We start from the raw sequence: 14,551 nt of genomic DNA, 5'->3' as shown, positions 1-14,551 counted from the left end.
TTTAGGCAACAGTTGCGTCGCACTCTTGTACTATATCATTTTAGGCAGCTTTTAGCAAGAAAAACCACTAATTCTTTACTCTATTTTGGTAAGAAACAATTACTTCAATTGGTTGCCTTATTTATTGCTGCAACTTTTATGGTGTACAAGTGTGCGACGCAACGGATGCTGCATTCTTCCTTGATGCAGGTAAAACAGGTATTATTCAAACACACTGTTATAAACTGGTTCAATTCACCTAAAGTTGATTTGCGCCGGCAATCAAATTGATTATGTATAATAATTGTAAATAGTAAAAGAGAGAGGAGGAGCATGTGCTAATAATTGCAACTGTTGGCGTTAATACTGAAACCGTATTAGACAGTGATTGTTAGTAGATTTCCCTGTTTATATTTTAAGTTTAACCGCATTTCTGTTTTGAAAATAATAATTTGTACCTGTGTAGGTAATGGTATAATCATATTTGCATATACCGGTAACTTTTTGATAGCTCCAAATTCTAATCCTACTAGGCAAAACTGAAAGCATAAATTGAAATTTCATAACTTAATTTATATGGTTAAAAAAATTAAGTAGAGTTATTACATGATAATTTAGATTATGTTGTTTATAAAAAATCCTTCTAACAAATGTAGATTAGTGGTTATTTCATTGTAAAGCTTTTTCGACTAATACACCTTTTCTGTAGACCAATATTGCGCAGTTTACATTTCATTAACTTTTAAAATTTGTAAGGTGTACTAATTTGTTTTTCTCAGGAGATGTAATTAGCAAGTTGGTAGGTAAAATGTTTGGTTTTATCTAATTTTTCATTGGCAGCATCTACATTGTTTTATTATTACAATAATGAAACAAATGAATCGAACATACCAGAAGCTGAAATTGATTGTTTTACATTTTGCAGCATGGGTGGGTATACTTTCAATTGTGATTTTACTTTTTTATAGCGCCAATAAAAATAACTCAGGTACTGCCTATCCTGATTTGAAAATCTATCAGCATCTTTCAATAACTGTTTTTACACTAGCAGTTGTTTTTTATGTATACTATTACCTTTTAATTCCACGTTTGCTTTATTTAAAGCGCTTTATTGTGTTTGTATTGATATCCTTATTGCAGGCTGCCCTTTTTGTAGAGGGTATGAATCTTTATTTTAAATACATGAACAAACCCGGGATATTAACCAATGTCCAGATTAGACCGCCGGACATGCGGCCACCTCCACCATCAAAAAATGGAATTCCTTTAAATGCACCGGGTAATTTGGGTATTCATCCACCTCCTATAGATTTTCCAGCGGGGGCAAACAGATCACCAATGCTGCCATATTCGGTAACACTTCTCCCTTTTTTGATGGTTATCACAGCCAGCATTGCCTTAAAATATATTAATGATGGAGATTATAGGGAAAGCCAGTTAAAGGAGCAAAAAATGGCTGCTTTAAGTTCTGAACTGCAATTTTTAAAATCACAAATCAGCCCACACTTTCTATTTAATGTGCTTAACAATTTAACATATCATGCACGCAAAAACACCGAAATGCTGGAACCCTCACTTCAAAAATTATCCTCTTTATTGCGATATATGTTATATGATACCAATGAGGAAAAAGTATTACTTGATAAGGAAATAAAATACCTGGAAGATTATGTTGGTCTGCGGGAAATCAGACACCAGGATGTAAAAATAACCACTAATTTCTTTAATGATTATGATAATTTACAAATTGCGCCAATGCTACTGATTCCTTTTGTGGAAAATGCATTTAAACATGCCAGCGGGTTTATTGACGGGGATAGGTTTATAGTAATTGAACTCCTGACTAATCATCAGTATTTAACCTTTAGTGTAACAAATAAATATACACAAAACAAAATAGAGCCAATTGACAATGCTTCGGGTATTGGCCTGGCTAATGTAAAAAAAAGACTTGAGCTACTTTATCCGGCAAATCATTATTTATCAATCCAAAAAGGTGAAGAGGTGTTTAGTATTTTTTTACAGATAAAATTATCTTATTCATAAAATATTTACCCAATAATGAAAATATCCTGCATGGCTGTTGATGACGAAAAAATTGCCCTAGATTTATTGGCTGATAATATTAAAAGGGTTCCTTATCTTAACCTTATTGCCAGCTGTAAAAATGCCATGGATGCAGCAGAGGTTTTAAAACAGGTTAAAATTGATATTCTTTTTATAGATATTCAAATGCCCGGTATTAGTGGGCTACAATTTGTAAAATCTCTGGTACCAAAACCTCTGGTTATTTTTGTTACTGCTTTTGAAAACTATGCATTAAATGCATTTAATGTGGATGCCATTGATTACCTGGTAAAACCAGTGGTATTTGAACGTTTTTTGCAAGCCACCAATAAAGCATTATTATTTTTTGGAGCCAGCAAACCGAGCAATGGATTTGAACGACAAGAAACTGAATTTATTTTTATAAATGTAGAGTACCAACTGGTAAAACTGGTACTGGCAGATTTGTTATATATAGAAGGATTAAAGGATTACATAAAAATTTTTATACGAGGTACAGACAGGCCTTTACTTACCAGACTTACTTTAAAAAGCCTTGAGGATTTACTACCTACCTCCAAATTTATTAGAACACACCGCTCGTATATTGTGCCTATTGCCTCTATCCAAATCATTACCAAGGATTCCCTGATTTTACATAATAACCAGCTGGAATTACCAATTGGTGATGCTTACCGGGATAATATAAATTTATTAGCAGGCCGATACATTTAAGCACAAATATTATATTATTTAAAAAGCTTTTAATACCAGCAACATATCCCTGATTGGGCATTCTTGCGTCGCAATCCTTTCATCTTTTACCTAAATATGAGGCCTTTATTAAACAGTGCCCTTTCAACATTTTATAAAAGGTAATAACCTGTTGCCTCACTATATACAGTACAAGTGTGCGACGCAAGCAGGCTATATGCTTATTCCATAGCCTGGCTAATAACTATTTACTCCACTATCCATTCATGTATTCCAGTTGCATTATCAACCGGCAATTGAACTTCCAGTTTTAAAGCTGTAGTGGTAACTGGTTTAAATTGTACACTATTATAGGCATCTTTTGCAATTTCATAACTGCTTGTGTTGGTAACGGGTATCCATTCGCCATTGCTTTTATAATATATTTTCCAGGCTGCGGGTATACGGCAACCACCCCATGGGCCATCATCGTACCAATACACTTTGCAGGATGATACGGTGTGAGTTGTATCAAAATCGTAAGCCACCCATTCGATGGTATTTTGCTTTGGCCACCAATGAAAATAGGGAATGCTCTGATCTTTAGAATCGGCAGGCTCAAACTGATCGTTCAAAGCCAATATGCTTCTTGATTTGATAGAAGCCGTAACCTTGCTGGTATAGGCAATGGTGGGAGCGGGTTTTGGCCGGGCTGCGGCTTGTGTATATGGAATCCATACTTCCATTTCTCCTGGCCCACGGTTATCCCAGGCATAGTAGGGTATAGCAGTTATGTTTTGTTTGCTGCTTATAAGCGTATTACTGTTTAGCTGGCGTTTGGTACCCTGGCCCTGCATGGTAATTACATTTATACCATTCAGCATGTTTGCCTTATAGCTTACCTGTAAGGGGGCGTTTTTCTCTACCACAATATTTTGAACCATGCTGTCTTTATTGTCCATCCCTTCCAAACAATACATAACCGGGCCATACTGAATGGCAAAACGGCCAATATCAGCTTTTACGTTTTCATTGGCAAAAATACGTTGGGCCTGCATGGGAAATTCGAAAGTTAGTTTATCGGCTTTCTTCCATGTACGGTTAATAACAGCATAGCCCTTTTCAATAGAATAGGTAATTGGTTTACCATTTAAATAGATGATAACTGCTTGTTTTTGCGCATTGGTAGTATACAGTTTACCCGGAACAGGATTGGCATTCACCCATCCGGGAATCCTGATATGTAAGGCAAAAGCACTTGAGTTTTCTGGGTTTATTTGCAATGCTACTTTGCCATTCCAGGGATAATTGGTTGTTTCGGTAACCTGTATTTTCCCTGAGGTTAATTGTATGGTACTGCTATTGCTCATAAACAGGTTTACAAAAAGATCGTTTTTGTTTTGGGCAAACACATAACCTGGAACAGAGGGTAAAAACCTGGTCATATTTGAAATACAGCAAGCACAGGAAAACCAAGGACTGCGGTCGTGCTGACCAACCGAAGCCAATGGATTGGGATAAAAGAAATGTGTTCCATCCAATGCCATTCCCGAAAGTAATCCATTATAAAGTGTTCGTTCCAAAACATCAATATACTTGGCATCGCCATGTAACAGAAACATGCGGTTATTCCAATAAACATTTGCTATGGCAGCGCAGGTTTCAGCATAAGCACTCATGTTGGGCAGTTCGTATGCTTCTCCAAAAGCCTCGCCGGCATTGGTAGCCCCAATACCACCGGTGATATATAATTTTTTAGTTACAACATCCTCCCAAATGGCATCAATAGCTTTTAAATAGGAGGAATCTCCTGTTAGTGCTGCAACATCAGCCATTCCACTGTACATATAGGCAGCACGTACTGCGTGGCCAACGGCTTCGGTTTGGTCAACCACTTTTTTATTTGCCTGATTGTACGATTCTCCTTTGGGGCCACGGATATCCAAAAAGAATTTGGCCAGGTCAAGGTATTTTTTGTTGCCTGTAATACGATATAATTTAGCCAATCCAATTTCTACAATTTGGTGCCCGGGATAAATCTCCACTTTGCCATATCCAAAATCATTACATAACAGGTCAGCATTTTTTAAGGCAATATTTAGCAAATTGGTTTTGCCGGTTGCGTTATAGTGGGCAAACGCAGCTTCAAATAAATGGCCTGCATTATATAATTCATGGCTAAGTACTGAATCGTTAATCCAGCGCTTTTCGCCAACCCATTCATGTTGTACCAGTGGTTTAATGGTTCTAAATGTATACAGGTATCCGTCAGGCTCTTGGGCTGCGGCAATGATATCAATAAGAGAGTCGAGATAGAGTGCAAGCCTGGGATTGGGTTCTACCTGCAAGGCATAGGAGGCACCTTCAATCCATTTATACACATCTGTATCATCAAAAGTAAAATCAGAACAAAGTTTATTTTCCCTTTTACCGGCAGCTGCTAAAAAATTATTAATTCTGCCATGCTGCCTGCACATTTGCAAAATATAAGGAATGGTGATCTCTGCATTGATTTTCATTTTAGGTTTCCAGAAATTATCATTCACAGCTACCTGGGTAAAAGGAACAGGTTGTATAGGATAATCTTTTTGCTGGGCATATAATGACAATGAACTTAATGTCACAGCCGCAATTAAAAATAGTTGCTTCATATTATTGAATACTTATTTTGACGTATTGATTAATTGGCTAAAATCACCCTTAATTATTTTGGCGCCATATACCGGACCCGCAGCATTGTTTTTTCGGGGAACTAATTTTATCCGGATACTGCTTTTAGAATTTGATAATGCCAGGTCAATAGGGTAGGGTATTTCATAAAATTTACTTTCTTTATATTTATTGAGGTCTTCTGTACCAATCAATACATCATTTGCATAAATGTCAAAAGTTCTGCCGCGATTATCCATTCCCCAATAAGTTAGCAACAGGGTGTTTTGCAAATTATTATCCACTTTCATGTTAAAGGCAATAAAACCGCTATCATCTGCAATACGCCAGTTTCTGTTATGTTCGTATCCTGTACTTGTTTTTTCAGCTATCAGGTCATGATCTCTTTCAGGCTGCATTTCTCCTAATCTTAGCACATCAACTGTTTGCAGGTCAAGCAATTTTTGCCTGCTTTTTTCTGCTTCATATAATTTTTGCTGAACCATCCATTGTTCAGGCGTAAAAACATCCCAATACACCGTATAATATTCATCAGCAGTTTTATTAAAAGGTATAAGTGCCATTTGCTTATCCATTACTGTTGATTTGGAAATAAATGAGATGTCCTTTTTTCCAGTTGCATTTTCAAGCCATTTGTTTGGATTGGCTTCATTGGTAACAAATACAGGTATATCAATCGGGTTTGGTTCTTTATCTCCAAATAATCCTGCCAATAACACAGGACCATAATAAATTGCCTTTCGCCCATCATTATCAGGCATGGATTGAGAATATAAATCAAGTGCAGTTTGTAATTCTATTTTATCATTATTGGCCCATTGTCTGCTTAATATCAGGTACCCTGTACTATCCAAAATGGGTTGTTGAAGCTTACCATTTACTTTTAATGTCACTGTTTTTGCCCAGGCTGGCTTACGAATACGTAAAGGAAATTTAATAGCTTTTTTTGTGTTTATAGTTATAGTTGTAAAATCATTAAGCGGTAATGAGGTTTCCATTTTAAGGGTAATATCCTGCTCTTTCCAGGTTAGTATCGATGGTATAAACAGGTTTATAAATAAACTGCCATCATTACCCCGTGCATAAATATTAGAGCCATATTTCACGTGGTTTTCCATTCCTGTGCCTACACAGCAGGTAAACGTATTGTATTCGTCACTATATTCTTTTTTCCCACCCATTCTCAATGATACAAAATAGGTTGTCATACCAGTTTGGTGGTTCTGAGATGCAAGAATATGATTATACAAGGCTTTTTCATAGTAGTCCATCAATGTTGCAGATGGTGCCGTAGCAAACAATTCGCCTGTTAACTTTAGCATATTGTAAGTATTACAGGTTTCAGTAGTATTGTCTGTTAGCTTATTGTTTAATTTATCGGGTTCACTTAAGTACTCGTAGTTACTATTACCACCAGTAGCATAAGAATGATGTTGTACAATAGTTTGCCAGAAAAATTGGGCAATATTATTGTCTTTTACATCTCCTGTTAACTGGTAACGTCGGGCACTGCCTATTACTTTAGGAATTTGGGTATTTGAATGTTTCCCTGGTAAAATGTCTTTTTGAATGGCCAATGAATCCATAATTACCCTATCATAAAATTTATACGAAAGATCGAGGTATTTCTTTTCACCTGTTATGGCATAGGTATTCACCAGTGCATCGTTCATTCCTCCATATTCAGTGATTAACATTTTTTGAAACAAAGAATCGTTCAGCTTTCGGGTAATATGGGCTGTCCAATCAGCAATTCCCATATTTATTGCCAAAGCCTTTTCGTTATGCGCGTATAAATAAGCATCTAATAGTCCACCCATAATTTTATGTACGGTGTACCAGGGTGACCAAGCGCCATTTAAATCAAAACCACGGGATTTAATAAAGCCATTTTCTACGCTCTGCCAAAGACTATCTTCATTGGGAATAGCCCCAATATAGCCAGTTTTTCTTGCTTTCTGACATTCGTCCAATTCGGATACTATATAGTTTATCCTGCTTAAAAAATCTTTATTGCCTGATGCAGCATAATGCAACGATAAGGCTGATAAATAATGCCCCAGTGTATGCCCCGCCAAACCAGATGATTCCCATCCACCATACCTTTCGCCCTTTGCAATTAAGCCAGCATGTGTTCTAAAATCAGCCAATAACCGGTCTGGATCTATCTTTAATAAATATTGTACATCCGCTTTTTCAGCCTCGGTAAATAAACTGGGTAATAAGTTAACATCCTTCAATCTAAAAGCATAGGCTTTTATTGCAGTCACCGGTTTTACTTTCATTCTGCTATCATTCCATTCAGGGGTATAAGTTTGTGCCTCAACCACACAAAAACATATGCTACATAACACCAACAGTATGATTCTCATTTATTCCAATTTATTTTATTTACAGGTATTACAGTAAGTGCATAAAGTTGCTCAATTATTTTTGAATTACCTGTTTGTTACCACAAAAAATATAGTTATTTATCTAAGAATAATAGCGGCTGTTAGTAAAGTCAATAAAAAAATCCTGTAGATATTTTACTACACCAATCCCATATTTTTAACTGCTTAAATAATAGCATATTACTATAAGCCGGCTTATATCTCGGCATTAATTTTACAAGGTTAATGGTGAAATGCCATCTACCCTAAAATCCTAACCTATGTATACCCTTATTATTCACGACAAGGATGCTATGATCGACAATCCTTCCTTTCCACATGATTTGAATGAAAAAACCGAAACGGTTATCAGTGCAGCTAATTTAGCCGAAGCGGAAGAGCTATGCAAAGCTATCAGGTTCGATAAAGTTTTCTTTTGTTACGATATCCCCAATAAAGAAGCCATTGAAATTATCTATAAAGAATTTCAATTAAACTATAAAGTAAAAGTGTATTCACTGGCTGGCATTATACGCCACCATAAACCCAAGGTAGAAGAGAAAATGCAGGAGCCCAAACTACACGCAGTATTTCTTAAAGAAACCAAAGACAATAACAGTAAGCTTTTCCTTAATTAAATTTATTAGCCAGACTTCAATTAAATAGCAACTTTACTTGCGTCGCACACTTGTACACCTACACAACAGGCAACAAAAAAACAGCATTAAACCTTCCACAAATAAAAACTGCCTGTAAAAACAGGCAGTCTTCATTTAAAGTGTTCTCAAGGTTGTTATTGTTTCACTACTTTTTTCGTTATTATATTTTCTCCATTTTTTATTTGTAATAAATATATTCCAGTTGGTAAGGTTGCCACATCAATGGTTGAAATTGAAAAACCATTGTTATATACTTTATTCTTTTGCAATACAATCTTTCCTTCTGTGTTTACCAAAGTAAAATTATATTCTCCCGCCAACTGATTATTAAATTCCAGCGTTACAATACTTCTTGCCGGGTTGGGGTACAATTTAATATCCCTGTTATTATTTAGAACTTTACTACTTATATTTTCACTATTAGGAGCAGCAGCTACTATACCATTACAGATAATTGCAGCATCATTACAGGTATTACTATTGCTGTAATTAAATGAGGCCCAAACTAATGGTAAAGCTGTACCAGTTGGGTTGTTTCTGTTATTACGAATGGCCTGACTAAGAAATATCGGCGTATTAGAAGGTAATATACCTGGGCAAATATTGCATGTACGGCCATTATAATCGGTTCTCATCATATGAGAATCACTAAAAGTGGGGTTTAAAGAATCTCTTTCAGATGAAAAATAGGCTAGCCCATCACCTGGAATTAAATCCTGATTATCAATACCAAAGCCTACATTATAATTCATTCGGTTATACCTATACCAATTAAGTCCAAGACCTGCCTGTGTAGTTCTGTACATCATTTCATAAATGCCATTGTTGATAACAACCGGGCCAGCAAGATAATATTGGTTGCCGGGTACCTGAACAAGATCGTAACATCTGCTGCTATATATATTTGCACCATTTACTGCCCTAAGTATATTTTGAGAAATAACTGCACCATTTGCTATGTTTAATTGTGCAAACAGCATATGAGAAGTTACTGGAGCAACTGCTGCAAAATTGGTAAAACCACCAATAGCCAGGGTACCAGTTGCAGAAAATCTTACTGCCTGAAATTCATCATCGGTAAAAGCATTATAAGTGCTACTCCAAATTACACCTCCATTTTGTGTTAATGCAAAAGCAAGTCCATCAATACCATTAGCTCCCACTGGGTTATCCTGCATGGTACCTACTACATATATCAATCCGGTAGGGCCTTCGCATAACTGTTTTGCTATACATACCGCAGAATTAAACTGGCCACCACCCGGGTCAAAATTATAACGGCGTGCCCATAAAATAGTACCATCTACCAGCACCCTGGCAACAAAACAATCCGTAAACGCATTACCCCGTTGAGATTGGCCACACATAATCCATGTGGGTTGGCCATTTACTACTACTACAGATTTACGAATGCACCAGGCAATATCGGTAGATTGATCCAGATCTATACGACGGGCACTGATGACATTGCCCAAATCATCTAAGCGGGTAAACAAAATATCGCTGGTACCCGCAATACCTGTTGCTTCTGTTAATGGGTTATTTGTTACTGCACCTACAGCTACATATCCGCCAGTGCCTTGTTTGTTATCTACCTCTGCAATACTGTTACCACTGGCATTATACCACCTGTTACCAATGCTTGCAAATTGATGTGCCACATTGCTAAATAATGTTAAGCCCAAAGTGCCAATACTTGTAAAACGCAGCCTGTCGCAGGTATTGTCTGGCACAGGCAAGGCAGGGTTGTTATAAGAAGTGCCAATACCCACATTGTAAAAATTTTGAGAAAAGTTAATATAATTAACCCTGGAAATTAGTCCGCTGTTAAAGCGCTCATCACGCAGTTTTGGCACTGCATAATTTAGGTTATAACGTTGCTGAAAGTATTGTGCCTGTAATGCATTTAAAAAAAACAGGCAGCAAATTGTAAGTAATTTTTTCATAATTAAACATTTTAAAGTAGTGAATGATTTTATACCACAAATGTCTCCTGTAATACAAGGGGCTGCAATACCACTTTAATGTGTTTAAATATCCCATTTTCAATATTTTGTACCATAATCATGGTACAAGCACCAATTTGGGCAATAATTCTTGAACCAGCTGTCCATTAATGCCCGGCCTGGTTGTGTCACTCACTTGTACTGCAACGGCATGGCAACTGATAGTTTGATATAGCCTGGTGTGTTTAAAAATCTTATAATAATTGATTTGTATTTGGAAAGCTGCAATTGGTTATACAGCACAAGAGTGCGACGCAAGCGGTGCTGCACTACCTACCTGAGCCGGGTTAATAATGAATTACAAACTGCGGTTTGGGTAAATTTTTGCAATTGCCTCCTGAGCAGAATGAACATGGAGTTTCTCGTAGATGCGCTTTATATGTGTGCGAACGGTTTCTATAGAAATGGTGAGTTCTGCGGCAATCATTTTGTAACTAAAACCCTGCATTAATAGTTGCAGAATTTGCTGCTCGCGGCTGGCGAGTTTATCAATATCGTTACTTCGGGCAGGTGTTTTGGGGAATAAAGCCAAAATTTTACGGGCAACTGCAGGGGTAATAGGAGCCCCACCTTCGTGTACTTCTTTTATGGCTTCTATAACTTTAGCAGGTGGCGATTTTTTTAATAGATATCCATTGGCCCCGTTACAAATGGCCTGAAAAATATTTTCATTATCATCAAAAACGGTAAACATAAGTACCTGCGTATTAGGGCTGTTGCCGCGTATAATGCGCAAGCCTTCTAACCCATTGGTGCCGGGCATATTAATATCCATTATCACTACATCTGGCTGAAATTTGGTAAGGTGGGTGGCAATTTGGTTGCAATTTTCAAATGCACCAAGCAAGTTATACTCCTCGGTGCCATTTATTAAAATACACAGGGTTTCCCTGAAAGCAAAATCGTCTTCGTATATCAGAACATTTATCATGCAGGTTGTAAAGATAATATACCCCGCCAAAATTTTATGCTGTTTATGCCATACCAATGGTAAGTATCACCTGGGTGCCTTTGCCAATGCCCGTTTTATATTCAAGTCTACCCTTTAAACTGGTAGCCCTTGCCTGCATATTACGCAATCCATTACCAGAAGTTATGATGTCCGGATTAAATCCATTACCATTATCTGCTACTGTTGTAATAATGTTACGGCCATTACGCTCAATGGTAATAGCGGCCTGCGTGCAATTGGCATATTTGGTTAAATTGTTGATGGCTTCTTTGTATATAAGAAAATAATCTTTGCGCATTTGCATGGGCAATCTAAGGTCACCTATATCTTCGGCTACCTTGAATGTAAATGCAATATCTTTTATCTCCAGCATTTCAACGGCATATTCCCTCATACGGATCAGCATATTATTAAAGCGGTCGTTATCAGGATTTACCGACCAAACGATATCATCCATCAAATCAATCATTCTTTTAGAAGTGTCGCCAATACGGGAAAATATTTCATCAGGTTTTAGATGAGCTGTTGTTTTTCCATCCTGGGCAATATTGCTAAGCATGGCAATACTGCTTAATGCAGAGCCAACATCGTCGTGAAGATCTTTTGCAATACTGCTTCGTAATTTATATAACTGTAATACCTGCTTTAATCTAACCCTATAAATTATGTAAGCCAGTAAACAGCATGTAATGCTGCAAAGGGCATAAAACCACCAGGTTTGCCACCATGGTGGTGAAATTATCACCTCAATAGTTGTTAATCTATTATTCCACAGCCCATCATTATTGGCACCCTTAACTTTAAAAGTATAATGGCCTGGCTTAATATCCGTATAGCTTGCAATACGCAGATTGCCAGAATAATTCCAGCTATGATCTACACCTTCCAGCATATAAGCATACTGGTTATTGGAAGTATTTGTATAATTAAGCGCAGCAAATTCAAAAGAGAAAAAATTTTGATTATAAGGCAGTATTAATTGTTGCTTTTGCTGGTAATTTGAAACTATTGAAGTATCTCCCAGTTCCTCAATGTTTTTATTGAATACTTTAACCTGAGTTATTACTACCGGTGGTATATAGGTATTTGGCCGAATGGCAGCCGGGTTAAAATAAACCAAACCATTATTGGTGCCAAAATATAGTATACCCTTGCTATCTGATGCTACACTATTAGTAACAAACTGATCAGTAACAAGTCCATCTTTTGCTGTATACACATAAAAATGCTTTTGAGTGGGATTGTATTTGGTTAATCCATGATTGGTAGCAATCCAAATTTTACCAGCAAGGTCTTCTATCACACTTCTAATGCCGTCATCAGACAGACCATTTCTGGTTGAAAAACGAACAACACTATCTCTACCCCCAAAAAAACAGTTTAATCCTTCTTTGGTACCCACCCAAATATTTCCTCTGCTGTCTTTTAGCATAGAAGTAATATTATAATTGCTTAATCCGGTAACTGCGTTATAGGTAGTATAGGATTTGACAATTTGTTTATGGTGTATAACCTGTATGCCATTATCGGTACCACACCAAATACTGCCATCAGGATTTGAAATTATTGATCTGATGGTATACTCAGGTAAAATAGCAGCAGAATTGTTTATATACAAGGGTTCTAAAAGATTGTTCTGCCTATTATACCTGCAAAGCCCTTTGTAGGTGCCAATTAAAATATTGCCCCTATTATCTTCACCAAAAGCATATACATTATTGCTGGGTAAGGAAGTATATTTTGCTTGATTAATACAAATCCAACCCGATTTATACTGCATTTTGGCAGATGCAGGTACCACAAAAAAACCACCCGACATAGTGCCAATATACAAATCGCCACTTTTACTTGTAAACATGGTATTTATCTGATCAAATCCACTTGAAGCCAATACGGGAGAAATGATTTGTTGTGACCAGTTATTGTTTTGGTCGCAGTTTAATACATTAAGAGTATCTGTATCTGAGGCTAGCCATAGCCTGTTTTGGTTGTCAGTGGCAATAGCAAGAATAAACCTGTTTGCGGTAATAAAATGCGATAAAGCATAGCTATCATTAAATATTTCTTTTGCAGGTATATATTTAGATACCCCTTTTGATGTGCCAATCCAGATTAACCCAGCCCTATCCTGGTACAGGCAATAAACATTGGAAGATGCCAGACTACCCGTATTTTGGGAAGCATGCACATATGTGGTTGTTTGAAAAGTGTTTTTATTGTTAATAGGGGCGCATTTAACCAACCCCAAATCATTTAAAGCCAGCCAGCAATTGCCCTTAATATCTGTTATGGCATCATTTATTATCCATTCTTCTTTGGCATTGTTGGAAACGAAAGGCAATAAATGCTTTACAGTGATTTTTTTGGTTGCCGGATTATAATTTACTTTATCCAACATCGCATAACCAGCTATCAAAACAGCACCATCTTTGCCAACAGATATGCGGTTTACATTGTTATTGCTGATACTGTTTGCATCTGTATTACTATGGATAAACCTATAAAAATTCCCAATTTGGGGGTCTAATATATTTAAGCCATTTGTGGTACCTATCCATCCAAAACCCTGCTTATCAAACACAATTGAAAAAACCTCATTGGCAGCAATACTACTGGTATCGGATGCTGCATTTTGGAAATGGATAAAGGTATATTTTCCATTATTTATCTCCAGCTTATCTAGTCCACCCCCATAAGTACCTATCCAAAGTTGGCCCTTAGTGTCTTTTGCCAGAGCAAAAATCTGATTGGAGGAAATAGAATTAATATTGGTACTATCATGTAAAAAAACATCAAAGCGGTTATTAACCGCATTGTAACGGCAAAGTCCATTATTGGTACCAACCCAAATATCACCGTTTACATCCGAACAAAGTGCATATACTGCATTGCCGGCAAGAGAATGGTTATCCCCGGTTTGGTGCCTGTAAACATGGCAATTATATCCATCGTATCGCGTAAGACCTTCTTCTGATCCAAACCACATAAAACCTTTGCTATCCTGCGTTATAGCGTTTACAACCCTATCGGGTAAACCCTGTTCATATGTAATATTCTCAAACTTAAAAATTGAAGATTGTGCTGTTGCATTAATACAACAAAACAAGCCAAACAAGTAAAAAACTAGTAATGGTAATTGGCGCTGCAGGTTTGAAATAAAATTCAATGTGAACC

At 36.9% G+C, this 14,551-nt stretch carries 9 protein-coding genes; 3 read left to right on the top strand and 6 right to left on the bottom strand.

The window, feature by feature from the left end:
* Positions 1–387: 387 nt before the first annotated feature.
* Positions 388–543, bottom strand: a complete 156-nt coding sequence (locus GD597_RS02805) for a hypothetical protein (RefSeq protein ID WP_171606291.1) — start codon at positions 541–543, stop codon at positions 388–390.
* A 312-nt stretch (positions 544–855) separates the two neighbouring features.
* Here GD597_RS02805 and GD597_RS02800 point away from each other — a divergent pair, with 312 nt between their 5' ends.
* Both GD597_RS02800 and GD597_RS02795 read left to right on the top strand, forming a co-directional pair.
* Positions 856–2,025: a sensor histidine kinase gene (locus tag GD597_RS02800; protein ID WP_171606290.1), complete on the top strand. Its 1,170-nt coding sequence runs from the start codon at positions 856–858 to the stop codon at positions 2,023–2,025.
* Positions 2,026–2,040: 15 nt separating this feature from the next.
* Positions 2,041–2,760 (top strand): LytR/AlgR family response regulator transcription factor, encoded by a 720-nt coding sequence (locus GD597_RS02795; protein ID WP_171606289.1) that lies wholly within the window; start codon positions 2,041–2,043, stop codon positions 2,758–2,760.
* Positions 2,761–2,987: 227 nt separating this feature from the next.
* On the opposite strand, the gene GD597_RS02790 is transcribed toward GD597_RS02795, so the two are convergent.
* Both GD597_RS02790 and GD597_RS02785 read right to left on the bottom strand, forming a co-directional pair.
* Positions 2,988–5,369 carry a glycoside hydrolase family 127 protein gene (locus GD597_RS02790; protein ID WP_171606288.1) on the bottom strand — a complete coding sequence of 794 codons (2,382 nt, stop codon included), beginning with the start codon at positions 5,367–5,369 and terminating at the stop codon, positions 2,988–2,990.
* A gap of 12 nt (positions 5,370–5,381) precedes the next feature.
* Positions 5,382–7,760, bottom strand: a complete 2,379-nt coding sequence (locus GD597_RS02785) for a glycoside hydrolase family 127 protein (protein WP_171606287.1) — start codon at positions 7,758–7,760, stop codon at positions 5,382–5,384.
* Positions 7,761–8,041: 281 nt separating this feature from the next.
* On the opposite strand from GD597_RS02785, the gene GD597_RS02780 reads away from it, so the two are divergent.
* Positions 8,042–8,398: a hypothetical protein gene (locus GD597_RS02780; RefSeq protein ID WP_171606286.1), complete on the top strand. Its 357-nt coding sequence runs from the start codon at positions 8,042–8,044 to the stop codon at positions 8,396–8,398.
* Between the two features lie 155 nt (positions 8,399–8,553).
* Here the strand turns inward: GD597_RS02780 and GD597_RS02775 are convergent, their stop codons facing one another.
* The 3 genes from GD597_RS02775 to GD597_RS02765 all read right to left on the bottom strand — a co-directional run bounded on the left by GD597_RS02775 (position 8,554) and on the right by GD597_RS02765 (position 14,543).
* Positions 8,554–10,365, bottom strand: coding sequence for a T9SS type A sorting domain-containing protein (locus GD597_RS02775; RefSeq protein WP_171606285.1), 1,812 nt, complete (start codon positions 10,363–10,365; stop codon positions 8,554–8,556).
* A gap of 358 nt (positions 10,366–10,723) precedes the next feature.
* On the bottom strand, positions 10,724–11,356 hold the full coding sequence (locus GD597_RS02770) for a response regulator (protein ID WP_171606284.1): 633 nt from the start codon (positions 11,354–11,356) through the stop codon (positions 10,724–10,726).
* 43 nt (positions 11,357–11,399) lie between these two features.
* Positions 11,400–14,543 carry a ligand-binding sensor domain-containing protein gene (locus GD597_RS02765; protein ID WP_171606283.1) on the bottom strand — a complete coding sequence of 1,048 codons (3,144 nt, stop codon included), beginning with the start codon at positions 14,541–14,543 and terminating at the stop codon, positions 11,400–11,402.
* Positions 14,544–14,551: the final 8 nt, after the last annotated feature.

The organism is Limnovirga soli (assembly GCF_013106755.1).
GTDB classification, from domain to species: domain Bacteria; phylum Bacteroidota; class Bacteroidia; order Chitinophagales; family Chitinophagaceae; genus Limnovirga; species Limnovirga soli.
Note: the sequence above shows the minus strand (reverse complement) of the source record. Positions and strands in the feature narration are given on the sequence as shown.